This is a genomic window from Pelagibacterium luteolum (genome assembly GCF_900100665.1).
Lineage (GTDB): Bacteria > Pseudomonadota > Alphaproteobacteria > Rhizobiales > Devosiaceae > Pelagibacterium > Pelagibacterium luteolum.
Map to the genome: position 1 here is coordinate 318,605 of NZ_FNCS01000003.1, position 23,141 is coordinate 341,745.

Genomic DNA, 23,141 nt, shown 5'->3' on the forward strand with positions numbered 1-23,141 from the left:
CACCCAGCCCCCAGGCGCCTCTATCCCTCAAATCCCCGCATACCAGTCATACCCGTGGTCTTCCCAATACCCGCCTTTGCCCCCGTGTATCTGGGCAAAGCTCTCCACGAGTTTGATCCGCTGGATATATTTGGCCATCTTGTACCCAAGCTGCCGCTCGACCCGCACGCGCAGCGGTGCGCCATTGGCCACCGGCAGCGCCGCATCATTCATGCCATAGGCCAAAATCGTCTGCGGATGCCGCGCATCGAGCATGTCGATGCTCTCGTAATAAGGCACGCCGCCGCTCAAGCCGCCCGAATAGATGTCGTAGCAGTGAAACACGCAGTACCGCGCATTGGACTGCACCCCGACTTCATCGAGGATCGCCGCCAAGGGCACGCCCGTCCATTTGGCGATGCAACTCCATCCCTCAACGCAATCATGCCGCGTGATCTGCGTCCGCGCCGGCATGTTGCGCAATTGCTCGAGCGAATAGCTCGTGGGCGTATCCACCAGCCCATCCACCTGCAGCCGATAGAGGACAAAATCGGCCTGCCGCAGAAACATGTATTCGACATTGTTGGGATCGGTGGACCCGTTAGGCCGCATCCCCTGCCGGATTTCGCTCTCGGAAAATTCCTTGGCCAGCGCCTCGCGCCCGATCAACGCCCGCTGCGCCGAATAGGTCAGCTCATTGGCGCTCGACATTGCGTTGCGCACCGGATGGTTGGGCCGCAACAGCGGATCGAAGACATCGCACCCCGCCAGCGTCAACCCGGCCGCCCCCGCGGCGCCCGCTGTCAAAAATCTCCGCCGCCCCGCCGAAAACCTTTTCATGACCTGTCTCCCGTCTCGGCGTCGATCCTGTATTTTCCCGTAATCATCGAGCGCATCGTGTTGAGCGGCCCCGCCAGCAGCACCATCGCAATGTGAATGACAAAGAACCCCACCAGCAGCACCATCACACCGAAATGGATGGTCCGCGCCGTCTGCCGGCCCCCGAACACCTCGATCAGCCACGGCCAGGCCGTATTCATCCCCGGAGACATCGACAGCCCCGTCAGAACGATCAGCGGAAACAGCACAAGCAGCACCACGCCATAGCTGATCTTCTGCAAGACGTTGTAGTGCCGCGTATGCGTAAACCTCAGCCGCGCATGATCGGCCACATCTTTGGGCAGCGATTTCAGATCACGCCCCGTCGGCACGATATCACGCCGCAAATGCCCGTTGATCAGGCTGGCGAGGAACCAGACGAACATGGTCCCCACCAAGATCCAGCCGAAAAAGAAATGCACCACCCGGCCCGTCGCGAGATCCTGATAGGACGGAATCGTGGTCCACGCTGGAAACGCCCTTGGCCGCTCCTGCCCCTCGGGACCCGACCATCCAAGCACCCCGGTCGTATCGAACTGCTGCCCGAAAATCCGCGTGATCCCGCTGACCGAGCCGTCCTCGTTGCGGATCGCTCCGATCGAAAGCACCGAATTATCGAACTCGAACCCTGATTGCTGCCCGATATAAAGGCTCGGATGCGCGTTGAATATCTGCAGCCCGGTCAGCAGCAGGAAAAACAGGCACACCACCCACACCCAGTGCGTCAGCCGCGTCCAGATCGACTGCCGCTTGATCACCGGTCCTTTCGCCTTGTGCGTCTGGACGTCGTCGGGCTCGCCCGCTGCCACGCTCATCGATCTGCCTCCCCGGCCTTGTGTATTGCGATTGGATACGAAGCGCCTTGCCGGTCAGTTTCGCCAAAAGCGCTTCTATCGCAATCCAATCACGTCATCGTGCGGCCCAGTTGAGCCCTCGCTGCAGGATGGTTTTCATCTCGGGCACGTCGAACTCGCTCGCCACATGCCCCAGTGCCGAATAAAACACGCGCCCCTGCCCGTGCCTGCGTTTCCACACCACCGGCATCACGGTGCCCTTGAGCCATTCGGCATGTGTTCCGTCAAATGTGGTCGTCGCCAGCACTTCATTGCCCGGGTCGACATGCATGAAATACTGCTCGGAACGATAATCGAAGCTTTCGATCCCCGCCATGATCGGGTCGTCGCCCCGTGTCACGTCCACGCGGTAATCGATGATGTTCCCCGGATGGGCCACCCACTGCCCGCCAACCATGAAGTGGTAGTCGATCTGGTCGCGAAACGAATCTCCCATGCCCCCGTGAAACCCACCGAGCCCCACGCCCCCGGCCACCGCCGCGACGAGATTGGCCAGCTCTGCCTTTTCAATTGTCGATTGCGTGATGATCGGCACGATCAGCGACAGATCTTTGAGCCCCGGGTCGGCAAAGCCTTGCGTGCCCTGCACGATCTCGACCGAAAATCCGTCCGCCTCGAGCATGGCGCCCACGATCTCGGAGCACTTTTCCGGCTCGTGCCCTTCCCATCCGCCCCATGCAATCAATGCCTTACGCATACTGTGTCCTCTCCCTGGTCAAATGCGCGCGCAAGGTGCACGCCCCAACCGCCGATGGCAAGCGCCGACGGGAACATGACAAGCCTGTCATAAATTGACCACCCGGTAAAAATTATAGCTTTCCCCAGCGTCGCAAAAATGGTTGACTTCGCCCTAATGCACGGCGCGACGCTGTAACATCAGCGTCGTAAATGCATGAAATAGAGGCAACGCACCTCGAACCAAAGGGAACAAGGGACATGAAACATCTGCTGCTGGGCGCCTCTGCGCTGGCGCTGACGGTGGGGCTTACCGGCCCCGTGGCTGCACAGGACGGCGAATTTACGCTCAATATCCTGCACCTCAATGATTTCCACTCACGCTTCGGCCCTATCGACGGCTCCGACGCCAACTGCGCCCCTGAAACAGACGCGGCCGGCGAGTGCTTCGGCGGCATCGCCCGCGTCAAGACCGCCATCGACGACCGCCGCGCTGCGCTCGAAGGCGAGAACGTCATCCTGCTCGACGCCGGCGACTGGTTCCAGGGCTCGCTGTTTTACACCCAGTATCGCAGCGAGATCGTTGCGGAATTCTCCAATGAGCTTGGCATCGACGCCATGGCCGTGGGCAACCACGAATTCGACGACGGCCCGGAAGAACTCGCTGCCTTCCTCGACGCCATCGATTATCCTCTGCTCTCGGGCAACACCAATGTGGAAAACGAGCCGCTCCTGGCCGACCGCATTCCCGGCACGCACATTCTCGAAATCGGCGGCGAACAGATCGGCATCATCTCGGCCCTCGCCGAAGACACCGATGAAACCTCTTCGCCCGGCGACAATGTCACCTTCGAAGATGTCATCGAAAGCCTGATGGCCCAGGCCGAAGCCCTGACCGCCGAAGGCGTCAACAAGATCATCGCGCTGACCCATGTCGGCTACAATCAGGACATGGAAATCGCAGCCAACGTGCCCGGCGTCGACGTCGTCGTCGGCGGCCACAGCCACACCCTGCTGTCCAACACCGAGGAAGGCGCCGCCGGCGGCTATCCCACTATGATCGACGGCGTCGACGGCAATGAAGTGCCCGTCGTCACTGCCTACTCCTACGGCAAATATCTTGGCGACCTCGCCGTCACCTTCGATGCCGAAGGCAATGTGATTTCCGCCGAGGGCGATCCGATCCTCATCGACGCCTCGGTCACCCCCAACGAGGAATACGTCACCCGCCTCGCCACGCTCGAAGAGCCGATTGCCGACCTGATGGCTGAAGTCATCGGCGTCGCCACCGGCCCGATCGATGGTGCCCGCGAAACCTGCCGCGTCGTCGAATGCTCCATGGGCAACCTGGTCGCCGACGCCATCCTCGACCGCGCCTCGTCTCAGGGTGCAACCATCGCCATCCAGAACGGCGGCGGCCTGCGTTCGTCGATCGACGAAGGCGAAATCACCATGGGCGAAGTCCTCACGGTCCTCCCCTTCTCGAACACTTTGGCCACCGTTGAAATCTCGGGTGCCGACGTGATCGACGCACTCGAAAACGGCGTCTCCGACATCGAAAACGGCGCCGGCCGCTTCCCGCAGGTCGCCGGCCTGCAATACGCCTACACCCTCGCCAACCCCGCCGGTGAACGCATCAGCGACGTCATGGTCGACGTGGACGGCGAATGGGCCCCCATCGACGAGGAAGCCTCCTACATCATCGTCACCAACAACTACATGCGTGGCGGCGGCGATGGCTACGGCACCTTTGCCGAAGGCGACAACCCCTACGATTTCGGCCCCCCGCTTGAGCAGGTCCTGGCCGACTACATCGCAGCCCAGGGCGGCGAATACACCCCCTACACCGACGGCCGCATTACCGTCATCGAATAAGGTCTAAACACTCAACAAACCCCAAGGGCGCGTCCCCGACGCGCCCTTTTTCTTTTTGTGAGCGCGGGCCAACCGCAGCCAGCCACGCGCCCCACCTCACCCTCTGCGCAACATCGCCTCCACGCCGCCCGCCGCCAAATACGCCTGTGCCGCCCCCAACGTCATCCCGACCTTGAGCCGGGACCCAGTATCCTCCGAAGACGATACGATCCCCAAAAACCCCATCCCGCGCCGAGCATACTGGATCCCGGGTCTCCGCCCGGGACGACACCATTGCTGAAAATTCGCTCGCCAAGACGCAAAGCCGGCGCGCCCATCCCCCAATTGTCACCCTCGGGCTTGACCCGAGGGCCCAGCCACCCGACGTCCGGCGGGTGAAAAAACCCCTCCGCCCTCAGGCTTCAGCGCTCAGCCCCTCACCCCAGCGCAATCTCCCGCCGCTTTTCTTCCGATACGAACCCAAGATCCAGCACCCGCTGCAGATCCGCCGCGTGCCGGAAACTCGGCTCGCCATTCACCCCCGCCGCAACGGCCTCGGCGAACCGGTGATAATTGGTCGGCACCGGCTCGACCTGCACATTCTCCCACTGGGCGATCTCGACATTGTCGCCAGCGCACATCTGCAGCGACGACCCGCCCATGCCGTGCTGGATTTCCAGCCCGCCCTTGTCGCCATAGGCCCGCAGCCGCAGGGTATTGAGATAACCCGGCGCCCAGCGCGTCGCATGCACGACCCCCAGCGCCCCCGAGCCGAATTCGAGGCTCATCGTAAAACTGTCGTTCGCATCGAGCGTATAGTCCCCGATCTTCCCGTCCGGCGCCTTGTCGAATGCTCGCAAGCGGCAGAACGCATGCGAAATCGGCGCGTTGATGCCATAGACGGCGAAATCGAGAATATGGATTCCGATATCGCCCAGCGTCCCGTTCGACCCGTGATCCTTCGACAATCGCCACAGCCATGTCGGCTCCGTCCGCCAGTCGCCCCAGGCTTTCGATACCAGCCAGCTCTGGAGATAGCTGGCCTCCACATGCTTGATCTCGCCGATCGTCCCCTCGTCGACAAGCTGCCGGAATTTCTGCAGCTCGGCGACGTTGCGATAGGTCAGATTGACCATATTGATCAGCCCGGCCTTCTCCGCCGCATCGGCCATTTCAACAGCATGATCGTGATGGGTCGCCAGCGGCTTTTCGCAAAACACATGCTTGCCCGCAGCGATAGCCTTCATCGAGGTCTCATAGTGAAACCGATCGGGCGTCACATTGGCGATGGCGTCGAACGCGCCCCAATCGAGCGCATCCTCCAGCGACGAGAACGTGCGCGGAATATCGTAAGTGTGCGCGAACCGCGACGCCCGGTCATGGCTCACGTCCACCGCCCCCACGAGAGAAACCCCCTCGATCGCCGCAAAATGGGCAGCATGGCTCGACGCCATGTTCCCAGTCCCCAAAATCACAAGCCGCATCCTGGCTCTCCGAAATCTTTAATTCTGAGGAAGACCCGGCCATCTGGCCCGTCCACCCCACCACCGTGATCCCGGGCGAAGCGCGGGGCCCGGTATGCTCCGTGTCAGTTGCTCAACCGAAGGACGAGCACAATAGCTCCCGGCACGGCACCTCCCCCCGCCTGCCCCCTCTCCCTGGAAGAGAGGGTTGGGGTGAGGGGCCTTGCTGAGCCAGATCAGCCAGCCCGGCCGAACTACCGGAACCCCTCTTCCCCATCCTTGTGCAACTTCCCGCCCCGCTCGACGATCGGCTCCAGCGCCTTGTCCACCGGCACGTTTGGCGCATCGTGCACCGCCTCATAGCGTCCCTGCGGGTTGTAGGCCCAGTTCACCGCATTGCGCAGAACTTTGCCCACGGTCTCGTCGTGATAGGTCGGATAGGTCTCGTGCCCCGGCCGGAAATAAAAGATGTTCCCCGCCCCGCGCCGATAGGTCAGCCCCGACCGGAACACCTCCCCGCCCTGGAACCAAGAAATGAACACGGTCTCGAGCGGCTCGGGCACCGAGAACGGCTCGCCATACATTTCTTCGTTTTCAAGTTCGAAATATTCGCCCAGCCCCGCCGCGATCGGGTGGCGCGGGTTGACCACCCACAGCCGTTCGCGCTCGCCCGCCTCACGCCATTTCAGCGCACAGGGCGTGCCCATCAGCCGCTTGAAAATCTTGGAAAAATGCGCGGAATGCAAAAGGATCAGCCCCATGCCTTCCCAAACGCGCTTGGCCACGCGCTCGACGATCTCGTCCTCGACATCGCCATGCGCCGCATGCCCCCACCACAAGAGGACGTCCGTATCGGCCAAGACAGCATCGGTCAGCCCATGCTCGGGGTCCTGCAGCACCACCGTATCGACCGAAATCCCGGCATCTTCGCGCAGCAGCTTGGCAATCTGCGCATGCATGCCCTCGGGATAAAGCTCGGCCACAACCGTGCTTTTCTGCTCGTGGACGTTCTCGCCCCAGACAAGCGCCTTGATCGTCATCAGTCTCTCCTATGGCCGCCCACGGCGAACCAAAACGTTTTGGATTTCCAAATTCCGCCGAGCCCGCCACCAATCCGGCGCCACCCTGCTCATCTCTTAAGTGATTGCCGCATCCCCCGCGCCCACCGACACGGCCCGTCATCTCACCGCTCTATCGCGTTTGATTGCGGATTTGGAGTGGCAACATTGAAAAACCCAACAAAAAAACCGCCAGATCGTTCCCCCCGTCCATGATGGCCCCGACGCGTCACCGTTGCGCGCCGTTCTCGCCGCGCGCTACGCCACCTCCGCAGGGCCCTCTCTCCCCAGTCCTCGCCCCACTCACCACCGTCATCCCGGCCCCCGCGCCGGGACCCAGTATGCTCCGACAGGTTGGATCAACAGGCCCCACATCAAGATTAAACCCTCTCCCTTGGGGAAGAGGGTAGCCGGCAGGCCGGTGAGGGACCTTGAGCGCCAGCCCAAGTCCCCCCCGAAGTCGAAAAGCGGCGGAACCCCAAAAGCCCCGCCGCCGGTCCCCTACTCGATCGCGTCGGTCACAACCGTCGTATATGCCCCTTCAGGCTCCGCGGTGATCGCCGGATTGTCCGGGGACACCGCCGACAACAGCGTCGCCACTGTCTGCTCATACGCCTCGACGTCCAGCGCCGGGCTATCCCCCACCAGCGCCGCAGCTTCGTTCACCTGATAGACCTGGCTCTCCAGCGTCAGCGCACCCGACATGTCGTTGGCCAGAACGATCTCGGCCGCCTCTTCCGGGTTGGCCTCGGCATAGGCCCAGCCTTCCATCGACGCAGCAACGAACCGCGCCATCGCATCGACGAACTCAGGATCTTCGAGCCGGTCTTCCATCACATAGAGACCGTCCTCGAGCATACCCACGCCTTCGTCCGCGAAGTTGAACAGCGTCAGACTGTCCTCGGGAATCCCGGCATCGAGCACCTGCTTGTACTCATTATACCGCATGACCGAGATGCAATCGGCCTGGTTCTGGAGCAACGGATCGGCGGAGAACGCCTGCCGCAGCACTTCGACGCCGTCGTCCCCGCCATCGGTCGAAAGTCCGAGCTGCGCCATCCATGCATAGAACGGATATTCATTGCCGAAGAACCAGACGCCAAGCGTCTTGCCCGGGAAGTCGGCGGTGGTTTCCACCCCGCTTTCCTCCGAACAGACCATTTCCAGCGCCGTCGTGGCAAATGGCTGGGCGATATTGACCAGCGGCACCCCACGCTCGCGCGCTGCCAACGCCGCCGCCATCCAGGTCGTGATGACGTCGGCGCCCCCGCCCGCGATCACCTGTTCGGGCGCAATGTCCGGCCCGCCCGGATTGATCGTCACATCGAGGCCGGCCTCTTCGTAGTAGCCCAGATCCTGAGCCACCAGATAGCCGGCGAACTGCCCCTGATTGACCCATTTGAGCTGAAAGGTCAGCGGATACATGTCCTGAGCAAAGACAGGCGAAGCCGATGCCATCAGCATTCCGGCCAGCGCCGCCACTTTAAGCGATTTCGTCATGATGTTCCCCTTGGTTTGATGATGATCCCCGCCCCGCCGTTTTGCCACGGCGGATCGGAACATTTTGGCCTAGCGTCCTCGCTCCCCACGAACGGATGGATGCCAGAAGGTGATGGCACGCTCTATCAGCGCGATCACCCCGTAGAACAGCGAACCTGCGAGCGCGGCAACCGCGATCTCGGCCCAGACCATGTCGACTTGCAGTCGTCCGATGGCCGCGGATATCCGGAACCCCATTCCCACCACGGGCGTCCCGAAAAACTCGGCGACGATGGCCCCGATCAGCGCCAGCGTCGAATTGATCTTGAGAGCATTGAAGATGAAAGGCCACGCCATCGGCAAGCGCAATTTTGCGAGCGTCTGCCAATAGCTGGCCGCATAGGTCCGCATCAGATCCTTTTCGATGGCCCCCGTCGCGTTCAACCCCGCCACCGTGTTCACCAGCATGGGGAAAAACGTCATCACCACCACCACGGCGGCCTTCGATTGCCAGTCGAACCCGAACCACATCACCATGATTGGCGCGATACCCACTAGGGGAAGCGCGGAGACGAAATTGCCCACCGGCAACAGCCCGCATTTCAAAAACGGCGAGCGATCGATCGCCACCGCCACGATGAACGCCGACCCGCACCCGATCGCATAGCCGACCAGGACCGATTTCAAGAATGTCTGCTGGAAATCCGCCCAGATCGGGTTGGGAATGGACGCCACCAGCCGCGCCCAGATCACCGATGGTGGCGGCAGCAACACGCCCGGCACGGAAAACCCGCGCACCAGCGCTTCCCAGATAAACAGCAACGTCACCCCGAACAGCACGGGCACCAAAAGGTTGATCGCCATCGCCGCGCCGCGATCCCTGGTCCGCACGCGCACCAGAAACTCGTTGATGCCCCAGGCGCCCAGCCACACAAGAACTGCGGTCAAAATCCACCCGTTCATGCCGCCGCCCCCATGGCTTTCTGCGTGATCTTTTGCAGCCCGCCGATCGCGAATATCAACGCCGCCGATAGCGCCGCCGCCATCAGCAACGCCGCCCATATCTGCGTCGTCTGCCCGTAATACGATCCTGCCAAAAGCCGCGAACCCAATCCGCCCGCCGCCCCGGTCGGTAATTCACCAACGATCGCCCCGACCAGCGAGGCCGCCACGCCCACCTTCATCGATGTGAACAAAAACGGGATCGCCGCCGGCCAGCGCAGTTTCCAGAACACCTGCGCACCGGACGCATTATAGGTCCGCATCAGATCGAGATGGATCGCTTCAGGGCTCCGGAACCCCTTCACCATCCCCACCACTACGGGGAAAAACGATAGATACGTCGAAATCAGCGCCTTGGGCACCAGCCCCGTCAGCCCGATGGAGGCCAGAACCACGACCACCATCGGCGCAATCGCCAAAATCGGAATGGTCTGGCTGGCAATGATCCATGGCATCAGCGAGCGGTCCATGGCCCGATTGTGGACGATCAGCACTGCCAGCCCGATCCCGAGCAGCGTTCCGAAAATAAACCCAAGCCCCGTCGCAGAGAGCGTAATCCACGCATGAAACAACAGGCTTCTCGGCGTCCCAGGATCGGCATTGACCACCGAATTCCAGAACTCCACGGCCACCTGATGCGGCGCCGGCAACACCGGCCTTTGCTGCGCAAACACATCGGCCAGAAACTGGCTGACCGGCACATCCACCTGATCCGCCCGGGCATAGACACTCTGCTGCCACGGCGTATTGAGAATGACGGTAAACACATACCAGAGCGCGATGATGGCCAAGACCACCACGGTGACAGGAAGTATGCTGTCCCGCGCCCTACTCCTCATAGGAATGCCCCGCCCTCAAGCCCTCGCGCACCCGCGCCGCAATCGCAAGAAACTCCGGCGTTTCGCGAATATCGAGCGGCCGTTCGCGCGGCAGCGTCGACTCGATCACATCGGTCACCCGCCCCGGCCTCGGGCTCATCACAACGATCTTGGTCGAAAGATACACAGCCTCGGGGATCGAGTGCGTGACGAAACAGATGGTCTTTTCCGTCTTGGCCCAAAGGTCCAGCAATTGCTCGTTGAGATGATCGCGGACGATCTCGTCCAGCGCCCCGAACGGCTCGTCCATCAGCAAGAGGTCAGCATCGAACGCCAGCGCCCGCGCAATAGAAGCCCGCTGCTGCATCCCGCCCGATAGTTGCCAGGGATATTTCTTTTCGAACCCCGAAAGGTTCACCATTTCGAGCGTCCGCGCGATCCGCTCTGTCTGCTGGGCTTTGGAATACCCCATGATCTCGAGCGGCAATCCCACATTGCGCTCGATGGTCCGCCACGGATAAAGCGCTGCCGCCTGGAACACATAGCCATACGCCCTGTCCCGCCGCGCATGCTCGGGGCTGTGCCCATTGACCGTAATCGTCCCCGAAGTCGGCTGCTCCAGATCGGCAATCACCCGCAAAAACGTCGTCTTCCCGCACCCCGAAGGCCCGATAAACGAAACGAACTCACCCTTGGAAATGGACAAATCCACATCCGATAACGCATGCACCGGCCCATCCGCCGTCTCAAACGTCAGCCCAAGCCCCTTGGCCTCGACCACCTTGGTCCCTGTCGTCAAACGCTTGCACCCCTTTGCCCGACGTCTCTCATTAATCACACCCTGCCGCCCTTGGCTCCCGGGAATAAATCCCGGAATGAACCGTGGCTTTATCGGCTCCCGACAACCCCACCACCGTCACCCTGAGATTTATTCCCGGGGTCCAGCCACGGCTTCTCCCACGCCCCACCCTCTCCGCATTCGCCCGTTGAGGGAGAGGGTCGGAGTGAGGGGGAGCCAAAAGAACCACGCTCTCGCTCAAACCCCACTCGCCGGAATCCCCGTCCGCTCCACCTTCCGCGGCGCGGTCAATTCCTTCCACGTCGACAGCGCCTTGCCCACAGCCTGGAACGGCTCCCGCGCCACAAACTTCCCGTGCCCTTCCTCGGACACCATATCCCCATCGCTCACCGCCACTTTCCCACGGCTCAGCGTAAACCGCGGCAGCCCTTTGACCTTTTTCCCCTCGAACACATTGTAATCGATAGCCGATTGCTGCGTTTTCGCCGAAATGGTCTTCTCTTTCTCCGGGTCCCACACGACGATATCGGCATCCGCCCCCACGAGGATCGCGCCCTTCTTGGGATAGACATTCAATATCTTGGCGATATTGGTCGAAGTCACCGCAACGAACTCGTTCATGGTCAGCCGCCCTGTCGCCACGCCATAGGTCCACAGCATGGGCATCCGATCTTCCAGCCCGCCGGTCCCGTTCGGGATTTTGGTGAAATCACCCATTCCCGTCCGCTTCTGGTCGGTCGTAAACGCACAATGGTCCGTCGCCACCACCTGCAGCGACCCGGCCTGCAGCCCGGCCCACAGCGAATCCTGATGCGCTTTGTTGCGGAACGGCGGGCTCATCACCCGGCGCGCCGCATGGTCCCAATCCTTGTCGAAATACTCGGATTCATCGAGCGTCAAATGCTGGATCAGCGGCTCGCCATAGACCCGCTTGCCCTGTTGCCGCGCGCGCCGGATTGCCTCATGGCTGTCCTCGCACGAGGTATGCACCACATAGAGAGGCACCCCGGCCATATCGGCAATCATGATCGCCCGATTGGTCGCCTCGCCCTCCACCTGCGGCGGCCGCGAATAAGCATGCGCCTCCGGCCCATTATTCCCCGCCGCCAGAAGCTTGGCCGAAAGATCGGCGACGACGTCGCCATTTTCCGCATGCACCATCGGCATGGCGCCAAGTTCGGCGCAGCGCTGGAACGAGGCATACATCTCGTCGTCCTGCACCATCAGCGCGCCCTTGTAGGCCATGAAGTGCTTGAAGGTGTTGATCCCCTTTTCTTTGACGACGGTCTCCATTTCATCGAAAACCTGCTCGCCCCACCAGGTGATCGCCATGTGGTAGGAATAATCGCAATGCGCGCGCCCGGACTTGTTGTCCCACATCGACAGCGCCTCGATCAGCGACTGCCCAGGGCTCGGCAGGCAGAAATCGACAACCATCGTCGTCCCGCCCGAGAGCGCCGCCCGCGTCCCGCTCTCGAAATCATCGCTGGAATACGTCCCCATAAATGGCATCTCCAGATGCACATGCGGATCGATCCCCCCCGGCATCACAAAACACTCTGCAGCATCGAGCACAGTATCGCCGGAAAGATCGGGCCCGATCTCGGCAATCCTCTCCCCCTCGATTTTGACGTCCGCCTTATACGTCAGATCCGCCGTAACTATCGTCCCACCCTTGATCACAGTGCTCATGATATTTTCCCTCTGATTTTCAGACAGCCTCACACACTCCGTGCATCGAAAATGCACGCAGCAAGGCCATTTCAGAATTCGAGTTGGTGAAATTACGCCTCGACCAGATCGAGCCGTTTTTCGATGGTCGATAGCCTGTCGTCGATCCGGTCGACTCGGGTCGACAGGCTTGCATATTGATGTTCGATGATGCCCAGCCGGCTTTTGATCTCGCGGAGATCGTCGCCATGCCGATCCTGCGTCGCCCGGATGGCCCGAAGATGCTCAAGAATGATATTCTCGGTCGACATGATGCCAGCCTCGCTTCCCGCGGTTGACCACAATATAGGGCCAACCCCCTCACTCCACAATCTCCGCCGTCTCAACCACCGCGTGCAGCAGCACATCCGCCCCCGCGCCTGCCCATTCCTTGGAAATATCCTCCGCCTCGTTGTGGCTCAGCCCATCCACGCACGGGCACATCACCATCGCGGTCGGATACAGCCGGTTGATCCAGCACGCATCATGCCCCGCCCCCGAAACGATATCCCGGTGCGAATACCCCAGCCGCTCCGCAGCTCCCCGCACCGCCGCAACGCATTCCTCATCGAACGTCACCGGATCAAAATGCCCCGACACCTCGATTTCCATTTCCAGCCCCAGCGCCTCGGCAATCTTTGGCGCTTCCGCCTCGAACCGCCCCTTCATTGAGTCGAGCGTCGATTGATGCGGTGAGCGGAAATCGATCGTGAACACCACCTTCCCGGGGATCACATTGCGCGAATTGGGATAGACATCCACATGCCCGATCGCCCCCACCGCCTCGGGCTGATGGCTCATGGCGATCTCGTGGACAAGCTCGGTCATCCGCGCCATGCCGAGCCCGGCATTCTTCCGCATCGGCATCGGTGTGGACCCCGTATGCGCGTCCTTGCCGGTCAGTGTCACCTGCAACCACCAGAGCCCCTGCCCGTGGGTCACAACCCCGATATCCTTGCCCTCGGCCTCCAAAATCGGCCCCTGCTCGATATGCAGCTCGAAGAACGCCTTCATCTTGCGCCCGCCGACCTCTTCGTCGCCCACCCAGCCGATGCGCTTGAGTTCATCGCCGAATTTCAGCCCCTTGGCATCGGTCCGGTCATAGGCCCACTCAAGCTCATGCATCCCGGCAAACACCCCCGACGCCAGCATGGCCGGCGCAAACCGCGTGCCTTCCTCATTAGTCCAGTTCGTGACAACGATCGGGTGTTTCGTCTTGATGTCGAGATCATTGAGCGTCCGCACCAGCTCCAGCCCGCCGAGCACCCCAAGCACCCCGTCATATTTTCCGCCGGTCGGCTGTGTATCGAGATGGCTCCCCACATAAACTGGCAGCGCGTCGGGGTCTGTTCCCTCGCGCCGCGCAAACATCGTGCCCATCTTGTCGACGCCCAGCGTCAGCCCGGCCTCCTCGCACCAACGCTGAAACAGCGCCCTGCCCTCGGCATCGGCGTCGGTCAGTGTCTGCCGATTGTTCCCCCCAGCCACCCCCGGCCCGATCTTGGCCATCTCCATAAGCGAGTCCCACAGCCGGTCCCCGTTGATCTTGAGGTTGTCACCGAGTGTGGCCATGGGAAACTCCTTAAGTCTCTATAGGGTCGGAAACGTGAACTGCGCGCCCGACTTGATGCCCGCCGGCCACCGCGTCGTCACGGTTTTGAGCCGCGTATAAAAATGCACGCCCTCGGGCCCATAGATCGAATGATCCCCGAACAGCGAGCGCTTCCACCCGCCAAACGAGTGATACGCCACCGGCACCGGAATGGGCACGTTGACCCCCACCATCCCCACTTCGATCTTGTCGGCAAAGTCGCGCGCCGCATCCCCGTCACGGGTGAAGATCGCCACCCCGTTTCCATATTCATGATCGTTGATCATCTTGACCGCCTCGGCGTATTCCCCGGCCCGCACCACAGAGAGCACCGGCCCGAAGATTTCCTCCTTGTAGATGGTCATCTCCGGCGTCACGCGATCGAACAGCGTACCCCCGACATAGTACCCGTTCTCGTAGCCCTGCAGCTTGAACCCGCGCCCGTCGACCACAAGTTCGGCGCCCTCTTCGACACCCTTGTCGATATAGCCCACCACCTTGTCGCGATGCATCGCGGTCACCAACGGCCCCATCTCGGCGTCTTTATCGCTCGCCGGCCCGATCTTGAGCTTTTCGATCCGCGGCTTCAGTCGTTCAACGAGCGCGTCTGCGGTTTTCTCGCCCACCGGCACCGCCACCGAAATCGCCATGCAGCGCTCCCCAGCGGACCCGTACCCGGCGCCCATAAGAGCATCGGCCGCCTGGTCCAGGTCCGCGTCGGGGAGGATCACCATGTGGTTTTTGGCCCCGCCCAGCGCCTGCACGCGCTTTCCGGCGGTGGTCCCACGTCGATAGACATATTCGGCAATCGGGGTCGATCCCACAAAGCTCACAGCCTTGATATCGGGATGATCGAGAATGTGGTCCACGGCTTCCTTGTCGCCATGCACCACGTTCAAGATTCCCTCGGGCAACCCCGCCTCCATGATCAAATTCCACGCCAGCATCGGCGCCGACGGATCGCGCTCGGAGGGTTTCAGGATAAACGCATTCCCGCACGCGATCGCGCCCGGATACATCCACATCGGCACCATGGCCGGAAAGTTGAACGGCGTGATCCCCGCCACGACGCCCAACGGCTGGCGGTCGGCATAGCTGTCGATCGCCGGCCCCACATTGCGCGAGAACGTCCCCTTCAAAAGCTCAGGAATCCCGCACGCATATTCCACGCACTCGATGCCGCGCTGCACTTCGCCCAGCGCATCGTCATGGGTTTTGCCATGCTCGCGCGAAATTTCCCGCGCGATATCGGCAGCGTGCTTGTCGAGCAATTCCTTGAACCGAAACATCACCCGCGCCCGCTTGAGCGGCGGCGTCGCACCCCAGCTCACCTGCGCTGCCTTGGCACTGGCCACGGCCTGATCGATCTCCGCGTTCGTCGACAGCGGCAGTTCGGCGATCTGCTCCCCGGTCGCCGGATTATAGACCGCGGACCGGCGCGTGCTCGCGCTTCTTACCCGCTTGCCCCCAATGGCATTCTCGATGACGTCCATTGCTACTCTCCCAGGCTATGGAACAAATATTTCATTCGCTTATCCATAGAATGTTTGTTCCATGCTACTCAAGGCTTTTGAGGATATCCGCGAGTGTTTCGACGATCGTATCGATATGCTCTTTTTCCACGATCAGCGGCGGCGACAGCGCGATGATATCCCCCGTCGTTCGGATCAAAACCCCCATTTCATAGGCCTTGACGAACGCCGCAAACGCACGCTTGGTCGGCGCCCCGGCAATCGGCTCCAGCTCGATCGCCCCCACGAGCCCGATATTGCGCACGTCGATCACGTGCCGCGTACCCTTGAGCGAATGCAGCGCATCCTCCCAATAGCGGCCCATCTCCGCCCCGCGCGTCAGAAGCCCTTCCTCTTTGTAGGTCTCCAGCGTCGCCAGCCCGGCCGCCGCGGCAATCGGGTTGCCCGAATAGGTATAGCCGTGGAAAAATTCGATGAGATGCTCCGGCCCGCTCATGAACGCGTCGTGGATTTTGCCGCTGGTGAACACAGCGCCCATGGGGATCACCCCATTGGTCAGCCCCTTGGCCGTGATCATGATATCCGGGGTCACCCCGAAATAATCGGCTCCGAATGGCGTCCCCAGCCGTCCGAACCCGGTGATCACCTCATCGAAAATCAGCAGGATCCCGTGCTTGTCGCAAATCTCGCGCAGGCGCTTTAAATACCCCGGTGGCGGGATCAGAACCCCCGTCGACCCCGCCACCGGCTCGACGATCACAGCGGCGATCGTCGAAGCATCATGGAGCGTAACGATCCGCTCCAACTCGTCGGCCAGTTCCACCCCATGCTGCGGTTCCCCGCGCGAAAAGGCGTTCTTGGCCAGATTATGCGTATGCGGCATGTGATCGACGCCGGTCAAAAGCGTCCCGAACATCTTCCGGTTCGCCACGATCCCGCCCACCGAAATCCCGCCGAAATTGACCCCGTGATATCCGCGCTCACGCCCGATCAGCCGCGTGCGCGATCCCTGCCCGATCGCCTTCTGATACGCCAGCGCCACTTTCAGCGCCGTCTCCACCGACTCAGAGCCCGAATTGGTGAACATCACATGGTCCAGCCCTTCGGGCGCCAGGTCCACCAGCCTATTGGCCAGCTCGAACACCTTGGGATGCCCCATCTGGAAGGCCGGCGCGTAGTCGAGTTCCCCCGCCTGTTTCGCAATCGCCTCGGTGATCAGCGGCCGACAATGCCCGGCATTGACGCACCACAGGCCCGCCGTTCCGTCCAGCACCTGCCGCCCGTCACTGGTCGTATAGTGCATGTCCTTGGCGCCCACGAACATGCGGGGATTTTTCTTGAACTGGCGATTGGCCGTAAACGGCATCCAGAATGCATTAAGGTCGTTCGGAATGGACGACGAACCTTCAACCATCGATGTTCCCTCTCCGGTGCGTGTCGGAATTTTCCGCCGCCCGGCTGTTGATTCCGGCCAGAATTTTTTTGACCGATTGGAAAAATTCTAGCACTCTCCATTCAACGTTCAAGGGGTATAATTCCGCCTCATGAACTGACGACACACACACGGGCATCAACCGGCAGGGCCTTCCCCGCCGGTCCTGGGAGGCATGCCGAATGACCACTGACGAGGCCGAGGCCACCCGCCCGGTGACGCGCATCCAGCGTGAAAAGCAGGAAGTGATTCTCGAAGCCGCGCTCGACGTCTTCTCCAAATTCGGCTTCCGCGGCTCGACCATCGACCAGATCGCCGAGGCCGCCGGCATGTCCAAACCGAACCTGCTCTATTATTTCAAATCGAAAGAGGACATCCACGCCCCGCTCCTCGCCCGCATCCTCGATACCTGGCTCGAACCCCTGCGCGAGATGGACCCGGCCGGCGACCCCCTGCCCGAAATTCAGTCCTATATCCGCCGCAAGCTCGAAATGAGCCGCGACTTCCCGCGCGAAAGCCGCCTGTTCGCCAACGAAATGCTCCGCGGCGCCCCCGGCTTTTACGATATCCTGCACACCGATCTGAAAAACCTGGTCGATGAAAAGGCCAAGATCATCAAGGGCTGGATGGCCCAGGGCAAACTCGCCAAGACCGATCCGTATCATCTGATCTTTTCAATCTGGGCCACCACCCAGCACTACGCCGATTTCGACATTCAGGTCCGCGCCGTCCTCGGCCGCGAACGCGGCGCCGAAGGCCGCTTCGAAGACGCCGCCCGCTTCCTCGACCAACTCTTCCTCCACGGCCTGAGCCCTAAGAAATAAAGCTGCAACCGGGACGAACCCTCTCCCTTTGGAAGAGGGTGTCCGGCAGTCCGATGAGCGGCCACGCCCCCAACCGTCATCCTCGGGCTCGACCCGAGGACCCATCTCTCCGCAACCACACCCCACGCCATCTTCCAAACCGCCAACCCCACCCCCACCGGTCATCCCGGCCTTGAGCCGGGACCCAGTATGCTCCGCATCAATTGGTAGCCACCAACGCCCAATCTCCGCCCCCGAGCATACTGGATCCCAGGTCTCCGCCCGGGACGACAGATGGTAGCTACTCTCTCCCCGTACCCTGAACTCCGCCCGGGACGACAACGGCGGCCACGCCCCCAACCGTCATCCTCGGGCTCGACCCTAGGACCCATCTCTCCACATCCCCAACCTAAATTATCTCCCAACCACCTCTACCCTCACGCCCACGCGCAAACCCGCCCCCCTCTAGGAGCGCCCCAAAACACATCAGCGAAAACAGAAAAAGGTCCTGCAAGCGGCTTTGGCGCTCCGCCTGCAGGACCAAGGGGCAGGCCTCACTCCTGCACGCTTTTCCTAGCGCACATAAACATGACTGTAAAGGTCACAATTAAAATTTCTGGCGTCATGGACGCCCCGTTCATCCGCCGGATGCAACATTGCCCTGACCGCCTGTTTCTTGGGCAAAATACTATTCGCGCTTGCGTCGGACCGGTGTTAGCAATGGGCGGAACAGACGAGGCGTTGCATATGACCAAGCAAAAGAAGGCCAAGCCTATATCCACCGGCGTGGTTGGCTTGGATACGATCCTAAGAGGTGGTCTGCCCCCCTCCAATCTTTACATGCTCCAGGGTGCGCCCGGCGCGGGCAAGACCACGGCAGCGCTGCAGTTCCTGCTCGCAGGCGTCGAAGCCGGCGAGCGCTGCATCTATGTCAGCCTTTCCCAGACCGCGAACGAACTCGCCCTCATCGCCGCGTCCCATGGCTGGTCGATGGATGGCATCCGGATCGAGGAACTCTCGGCCTCCGACGCCGTCAATGGCTCGTCGGACCAGACGATCTTCCAGACCTCCGAACTCCGGCTCGATGAAACCCGCCAGGCTATCGAAAAGGCCATCGACGAGTACAAGCCCAGTCGCCTGGTCTATGACTCCCTTCTCGAAATTCGCCTCATCACCGGCGACTCCCCCCGCTTCCGGCGCGAATTGATCGGGTTCAAAGCCTTCCTCGCCAAGCGCAACGTCGTCGCACTTCTGCTCGATACCCAGGATGGCGACGGCCGCAATGGCGAAGAGGTCGAAGGCATTGCCCATGGCGTCATCCGCTTCGACAAATCGCTCGAGGACTACGGCGCCGTCCGCCGCCGCGTTGAAGTTTCCAAGATGCGCGGCGTGCCCGTTGCCGATGGCTATCATGACATGGCCATTCGCGAGGGCCAGGGCGTCGTCGTCTTCCCACGCATCGTCGCGGACGCCGCTGTGGAAGCCAAGCCCACCGAATTGATCAAATCGGGCGTTGATACGCTCGACTCCATGTTCGGGGGCGGTCAGGAAGCGGGCACCATAACGCTGGTCATCGGCCAGTCGGGCACCGGCAAATCAACCATGGCGTCGCTCTATTCCTGCGCCGCACTCGAGCGCGGGGAAAGCGTTGCGCTGTTCCTGTTCGAAGAGCGCCTGGAGACCTTCTTCCGCCGCTCGGAAGGCCTGGGCATGAACCTCAGGCCCTATCACGAGTCCGGCCAGCTCATCATTCGCGACTTCAACCCCAACGAAATCTCGCCGGGCGAATTCGCCCAGATCGTCCAGACCATCGTCACCAACGACGACAGTCGCGTCGTGGTGATCGACAGCTTTACCGGCTACCTCAACTCGCTGCCGCACCGCGAAAAGGCAGTGCGCGATATCCAGTCGCTGCTGAAATATCTGGCGCGCGCCGGCGTTCTCACCATGCTCATCGTCGCTCAGCACGGCTTGCTCGGCCAGAATGTCGGCCTCGACGTCGATGTGAGCTTTTTGGGCGATACGGTCTTGCTGCTGCGTCTGACCGAGCACGACGGCCGGCTACGCCGCAACATCACCGTCGTCAAGAAACGCCACGGCCCGCACGATCTCGAAGTCCACGAACTGCTGATCGCCGGCTCGGGCATCAAGGTCGTCCCCTACAACCCGCTGCCGGAGCCGTGACCAAGAACACCGCGTCCTTATTCGACCACGTTCTCATCCTGGCACCCTATCGCCGGGATGCGGAATATTTGGCTCATCTGTTGGGCCAATACGAGGTGCATTGCGAAATCGGTTCGAGCACGGACGACCTCAGCGGTCTTCTGGCGAACGCGCCTGCCGTGCTCATGGCCACCCATGAAGCGCTCACACCCGTCGTGATTTCCAGCGTCGCCGAGCACGTGCGATCCCAGCCCGACTGGTCTGAAATCCCAATCGTCGTCCTGCTCGATCGCGCCTCCAATGACGGCCGCGTCCGCACGCAATTGGAACGCGCCTGGCCCCGCTCCCGCCTGCTCTTTTACCGCCGCCCGGTCACTACCGTCGAACTGCTTAGCGGCGTGCAGTCCGCCCTTCTCGCCCGTCACCGCCAGCGCGATGTGCGCGATCATATCGAACGCGAAGTCGAGCTGCGGCGCGAACTCAACCACCGCGTTAAGAACATCCTGGCCAGCGTTTCGTCGATCTTTGAAATGACGCGCCGCAACGCGACCTCCGTCGAAGCGCTCGCCGACGATTTCAGGGGTCGCCTCAACGCCCTCGACAAGGTGCACTCAGCGGTCTTCAAGGCGGAAACCGACAACATTTCCCTCGAGGACGTCGCAACGATCACCCTCGAGCCCTATCGCAGCACCATGGGCCACCGCATCGTTTTCGGCGGCCCTCCCGTCATGCTGATGGCCGAAACCGGCACGTCGCTCGCCCTCTGTCTGCATGAACTCGCGACCAATGCCAGTAAGTATGGAGCCCTCTCGGCCCCGGGCGGAAGCGTATCGTTTGTCTGGTCGACGACCGGCGGTCCCCTACCCGAACTTGCGCTGGAATGGCAGGAGAGTGGCGGCCCATTGGTCGAGACGCCGGCCCAGGCCGGATACGGCACCCGCTACGTGCGCGCGGCCCTTGGCGGAATCCTCGGCACCAAGCCGGTTTTCCACTTCGAACCGCAAGGATTGCGGGTCACGGCAGAGGGACCACTTTCGCGAATATCGGCAGCAACTTAAATCGATCGACGACGTTAGATGCCTATGCAAGACCCCACGCCGTCCCGGCTCTCCAGACCGCTCCGTATTTTCTATCTGGAGGACAATCCCTTGATTGTCTTCCATGTCGAGCAGATGGTCGAGGATCTGGGCCATATATTCGTCGGTTCGGCCGACAGTTTCACCCAGTTGCAGGACATCTTCAAGGACCTCGAAGTCGACGGCGTCCTCGTCGATATCGACCTCAAGGATGGCCCGACCGGTCCCCAAGCCGCCGCCTGGCTCAAGGAGCGCGGCATCGACAGCGTCTTCGTCACCGGTCAGGAACAGGTTGCCGCCGCGCACGGAAATGTCTCGCTTGCCACCTTGGGCAAGCCTGTTCTTGAGGCCCAGCTTGGCGAAAAGCTGGAACTCTTCCGCACCTGATTTAGGGCCGCCGCCCGCTCTTTTTCTATTTCTTGCCGCGCGGGCTCCCCGCGTCGATGGCGCGCTTGAACTGGTCGGCGGGCGTTGACGCCTCGACCTTGCCTGTCTTTTCCTGCTTGGGCTTTTTGACTTCCCGATTGCTGCGTTTCTGACCCTTGGCCATGTCGGTTGTATCCTCGGTTTGAATGAAATTGCAGGAACCAGATGGTCCCCGCCAGATGACGTCATCGCCGCGAAGCCTGCGTCGTGCCTAAAGATGCACGCCCGCCCGGCCCGCTTCGTCGAGCACCACGGTCTCGATGTCGTGGAACGCGATATGATCGAACCGATCGGCATAGGTCTTGATGATCTTGTAGCGATCGACCTGTTCGCGATTGTGTCGCTGCCGCTCGGCGAACTGCCGCATGTCGGACCGCACCACATCGCGCAGATTGTCGTTATCGTTCATTGAGAGCACCGCCTCCTCCGGGCACCCGGCGCGGCCACACTATGCGCCTCAAGACCGGCAATTGCCACTGCCCTTGCTATTTGTCCGGGTAGGGCGCATAAAGAGTTACGTTTTCAGCCATCTTTGGCAGACTGATCACCGGCTCAGCCGGATTGCTTGGCGACCCCACGATTTTTGCGAACGCGCCTAACCTGCAATCATGCGGGCGGCAATTGCGCTCGCGTCTTTCGTCCGAGCCAACCGAAAAAGATATTTCCATGACCAATGGCACAGTAAAGTTCTTCAATTCCGCCAAGGGCTTCGGCTTCATTTCGCCGACCGACGGATCCAAGGATGCCTTCGTCCACATCAGCGCCGTCGAACGCGCTGGCATGTCGACCCTCAATGAAGGCCAGAAGGTCTCCTACGATCTCGAATCCGGTCGCGACGGCAAGGTCTCGGCCACCAACCTGCAGTCTGCAGACTGATAATTATGAGGGTCGCCGGATCGGCGGCCCTTTTTCGACAGGATACCACCATGACAAGCAACCTCCGTTCGGTCGCCGAAACCCGCTTTGCCGCCCTTGTGCGCCGTGAAGATGCGGCCATGACGACCCTTGAGGACGAACAGCGCGCCGTTCGCGAGAAAACCGCACGGCTCAAGGCCCTGCGCCTCGCCACCGAAGCGCGCACCATTGCCGAGCGTACGGCCCAGCTCAAATCGCGCCGCCGCGCCAAAGCCGCGACCTGATACGAAAAGACCCTGTGCCAAGTGTGGACGAACTTCGCCCACTTGCCTCGGTCACCCCTTGAGCCAACCGGCCCGAGATACGCGTTCCGGCCCTGCGCCGGACAATTCGAGGACGATACAATGCGCCTCCCCCTCGCCCCTTCGGCATCCAAGATCATTGCGTTTCCGCACGCCATTCCCACAAGGCTCGGCTCGGATTTCGACCACGCGCAATATCCAAGGCTCGCCCGTGCGCTGGCCCCGCTCGCTCCCGTCCTGACACCCCTCGCTCTCGCCCCCACGCTCCATCCGTGAGCCGCCCGATCGCCGCGCGCATCGGTCTGCACTGGCACCAGAAAGCCGCCAATTGGCTGGCCCTCACCGGTGCACTGTCCATCGTCACATACGTCGTCGCGGTTCATGGCCTGACCTGACCGCACACCGACAGCGCACCGTTGTTGGATCGAAATCGCGTCTGTGTCGTTAGCCA

At 61.5% G+C, this 23,141-nt stretch carries 24 protein-coding genes; 8 read left to right on the top strand and 16 right to left on the bottom strand.

Going from position 1 to position 23,141, the window contains the following annotated elements:
• Nucleotides 1-27: 27 nt before the first annotated feature.
• The 3 genes from BLR31_RS08050 to BLR31_RS08060 all read right to left on the bottom strand — a co-directional run bounded on the left by BLR31_RS08050 (nucleotide 28) and on the right by BLR31_RS08060 (nucleotide 2,409).
• Complete coding sequence (locus tag BLR31_RS08050; RefSeq protein WP_090594483.1) at nucleotides 28-819, bottom strand: molybdopterin-binding protein; 792 nt, start codon at nucleotides 817-819, stop codon at nucleotides 28-30.
• Nucleotides 816-1,673: a cytochrome b/b6 domain-containing protein gene (locus BLR31_RS08055; protein WP_090594485.1), complete on the bottom strand. Its 858-nt coding sequence runs from the start codon at nucleotides 1,671-1,673 to the stop codon at nucleotides 816-818. The genes BLR31_RS08050 and BLR31_RS08055 overlap by 4 nt, the downstream gene beginning before the upstream one ends.
• 94 nt (nucleotides 1,674-1,767) lie before the next feature.
• Nucleotides 1,768-2,409, bottom strand: coding sequence for a ThuA domain-containing protein (locus BLR31_RS08060; protein WP_090594488.1), 642 nt, complete (start codon nucleotides 2,407-2,409; stop codon nucleotides 1,768-1,770).
• A 239-nt stretch (nucleotides 2,410-2,648) separates the two neighbouring features.
• Here BLR31_RS08060 and BLR31_RS08065 point away from each other — a divergent pair, with 239 nt between their 5' ends.
• Nucleotides 2,649-4,262, top strand: a complete 1,614-nt coding sequence (locus BLR31_RS08065; protein WP_090594491.1) for a bifunctional metallophosphatase/5'-nucleotidase — start codon at nucleotides 2,649-2,651, stop codon at nucleotides 4,260-4,262.
• Nucleotides 4,263-4,678: 416 nt separating this feature from the next.
• Here BLR31_RS08065 and BLR31_RS08070 read toward each other — a convergent pair whose 3' ends face one another.
• The 11 genes from BLR31_RS08070 to aptA all read right to left on the bottom strand — a co-directional run bounded on the left by BLR31_RS08070 (nucleotide 4,679) and on the right by aptA (nucleotide 17,047).
• Nucleotides 4,679-5,725 carry a Gfo/Idh/MocA family protein gene (locus BLR31_RS08070; protein WP_090594493.1) on the bottom strand — a complete coding sequence of 349 codons (1,047 nt, stop codon included), beginning with the start codon at nucleotides 5,723-5,725 and terminating at the stop codon, nucleotides 4,679-4,681.
• A gap of 233 nt (nucleotides 5,726-5,958) precedes the next feature.
• Entirely contained in the window at nucleotides 5,959-6,744 is a 786-nt protein-coding gene (locus tag BLR31_RS08075) for a ThuA domain-containing protein (protein ID WP_090594496.1), read from the bottom strand.
• A gap of 519 nt (nucleotides 6,745-7,263) precedes the next feature.
• Nucleotides 7,264-8,262, bottom strand: coding sequence for an ABC transporter substrate-binding protein (locus BLR31_RS08080; protein ID WP_090594874.1), 999 nt, complete (start codon nucleotides 8,260-8,262; stop codon nucleotides 7,264-7,266).
• A gap of 69 nt (nucleotides 8,263-8,331) precedes the next feature.
• Nucleotides 8,332-9,204 carry an ABC transporter permease gene (locus BLR31_RS08085; protein WP_090594498.1) on the bottom strand — a complete coding sequence of 291 codons (873 nt, stop codon included), beginning with the start codon at nucleotides 9,202-9,204 and terminating at the stop codon, nucleotides 8,332-8,334.
• The gene (locus BLR31_RS08090) at nucleotides 9,201-10,082 is read right to left on the bottom strand and encodes an ABC transporter permease (RefSeq protein WP_090594500.1); all 882 of its coding nucleotides are present in this window, start codon (nucleotides 10,080-10,082) and stop codon (nucleotides 9,201-9,203) included. Before BLR31_RS08090 ends, BLR31_RS08085 begins: the two co-directional genes overlap by 4 nt.
• Nucleotides 10,072-10,860, bottom strand: a complete 789-nt coding sequence (locus BLR31_RS08095) for an ABC transporter ATP-binding protein (RefSeq protein ID WP_090594503.1) — start codon at nucleotides 10,858-10,860, stop codon at nucleotides 10,072-10,074. The genes BLR31_RS08090 and BLR31_RS08095 overlap by 11 nt, the downstream gene beginning before the upstream one ends.
• Nucleotides 10,861-11,097: 237 nt before the next feature.
• Nucleotides 11,098-12,552 (bottom strand): dihydropyrimidinase, encoded by a 1,455-nt coding sequence (gene hydA / locus BLR31_RS08100; RefSeq protein ID WP_090594877.1) that lies wholly within the window; start codon nucleotides 12,550-12,552, stop codon nucleotides 11,098-11,100.
• A gap of 92 nt (nucleotides 12,553-12,644) precedes the next feature.
• The gene (locus BLR31_RS08105) at nucleotides 12,645-12,842 is read right to left on the bottom strand and encodes a hypothetical protein (protein ID WP_090594506.1); all 198 of its coding nucleotides are present in this window, start codon (nucleotides 12,840-12,842) and stop codon (nucleotides 12,645-12,647) included.
• Nucleotides 12,843-12,891: 49 nt separating this feature from the next.
• Nucleotides 12,892-14,142: a Zn-dependent hydrolase gene (locus BLR31_RS08110; protein ID WP_090594509.1), complete on the bottom strand. Its 1,251-nt coding sequence runs from the start codon at nucleotides 14,140-14,142 to the stop codon at nucleotides 12,892-12,894.
• An 18-nt stretch (nucleotides 14,143-14,160) separates the two neighbouring features.
• Nucleotides 14,161-15,654 carry a CoA-acylating methylmalonate-semialdehyde dehydrogenase gene (locus BLR31_RS08115; protein ID WP_090594512.1) on the bottom strand — a complete coding sequence of 498 codons (1,494 nt, stop codon included), beginning with the start codon at nucleotides 15,652-15,654 and terminating at the stop codon, nucleotides 14,161-14,163.
• Nucleotides 15,655-15,718: 64 nt separating this feature from the next.
• On the bottom strand, nucleotides 15,719-17,047 hold the full coding sequence (gene aptA / locus BLR31_RS08120; protein WP_090594515.1) for an omega-aminotransferase AptA: 1,329 nt from the start codon (nucleotides 17,045-17,047) through the stop codon (nucleotides 15,719-15,721).
• A gap of 200 nt (nucleotides 17,048-17,247) precedes the next feature.
• Here aptA and BLR31_RS08125 point away from each other — a divergent pair, with 200 nt between their 5' ends.
• The 4 genes from BLR31_RS08125 to BLR31_RS08140 all read left to right on the top strand — a co-directional run bounded on the left by BLR31_RS08125 (nucleotide 17,248) and on the right by BLR31_RS08140 (nucleotide 21,494).
• On the top strand, nucleotides 17,248-17,889 hold the full coding sequence (locus BLR31_RS08125; protein ID WP_090594518.1) for a TetR family transcriptional regulator C-terminal domain-containing protein: 642 nt from the start codon (nucleotides 17,248-17,250) through the stop codon (nucleotides 17,887-17,889).
• Between the two features lie 726 nt (nucleotides 17,890-18,615).
• Entirely contained in the window at nucleotides 18,616-20,052 is a 1,437-nt protein-coding gene (locus BLR31_RS08130) for an ATPase domain-containing protein (protein WP_090594880.1), read from the top strand.
• Nucleotides 20,049-21,089 (top strand): sensor histidine kinase, encoded by a 1,041-nt coding sequence (locus BLR31_RS08135; RefSeq protein WP_244504981.1) that lies wholly within the window; start codon nucleotides 20,049-20,051, stop codon nucleotides 21,087-21,089. Before BLR31_RS08130 ends, BLR31_RS08135 begins: the two co-directional genes overlap by 4 nt.
• 24 nt (nucleotides 21,090-21,113) lie before the next feature.
• Entirely contained in the window at nucleotides 21,114-21,494 is a 381-nt protein-coding gene (locus tag BLR31_RS08140; protein WP_090594521.1) for a response regulator, read from the top strand.
• A gap of 25 nt (nucleotides 21,495-21,519) precedes the next feature.
• Here BLR31_RS08140 and BLR31_RS21655 read toward each other — a convergent pair whose 3' ends face one another.
• Entirely contained in the window at nucleotides 21,520-21,657 is a 138-nt protein-coding gene (locus tag BLR31_RS21655; RefSeq protein WP_176762568.1) for a hypothetical protein, read from the bottom strand.
• Between the two features lie 87 nt (nucleotides 21,658-21,744).
• The gene (locus BLR31_RS08145) at nucleotides 21,745-21,942 is read right to left on the bottom strand and encodes a hypothetical protein (RefSeq protein WP_090594524.1); all 198 of its coding nucleotides are present in this window, start codon (nucleotides 21,940-21,942) and stop codon (nucleotides 21,745-21,747) included.
• A 257-nt stretch (nucleotides 21,943-22,199) separates the two neighbouring features.
• Between BLR31_RS08145 and BLR31_RS08150 the strand changes: the two genes are divergently transcribed.
• The 3 genes from BLR31_RS08150 to BLR31_RS21660 all read left to right on the top strand — a co-directional run bounded on the left by BLR31_RS08150 (nucleotide 22,200) and on the right by BLR31_RS21660 (nucleotide 22,966).
• Nucleotides 22,200-22,409, top strand: a complete 210-nt coding sequence (locus BLR31_RS08150; RefSeq protein WP_090594884.1) for a cold-shock protein — start codon at nucleotides 22,200-22,202, stop codon at nucleotides 22,407-22,409.
• 50 nt (nucleotides 22,410-22,459) lie between these two features.
• Complete coding sequence (locus BLR31_RS08155; RefSeq protein WP_143009346.1) at nucleotides 22,460-22,672, top strand: hypothetical protein; 213 nt, start codon at nucleotides 22,460-22,462, stop codon at nucleotides 22,670-22,672.
• 120 nt (nucleotides 22,673-22,792) lie between these two features.
• On the top strand, nucleotides 22,793-22,966 hold the full coding sequence (locus tag BLR31_RS21660; protein WP_176762569.1) for a hypothetical protein: 174 nt from the start codon (nucleotides 22,793-22,795) through the stop codon (nucleotides 22,964-22,966).
• Nucleotides 22,967-23,141: the final 175 nt, after the last annotated feature.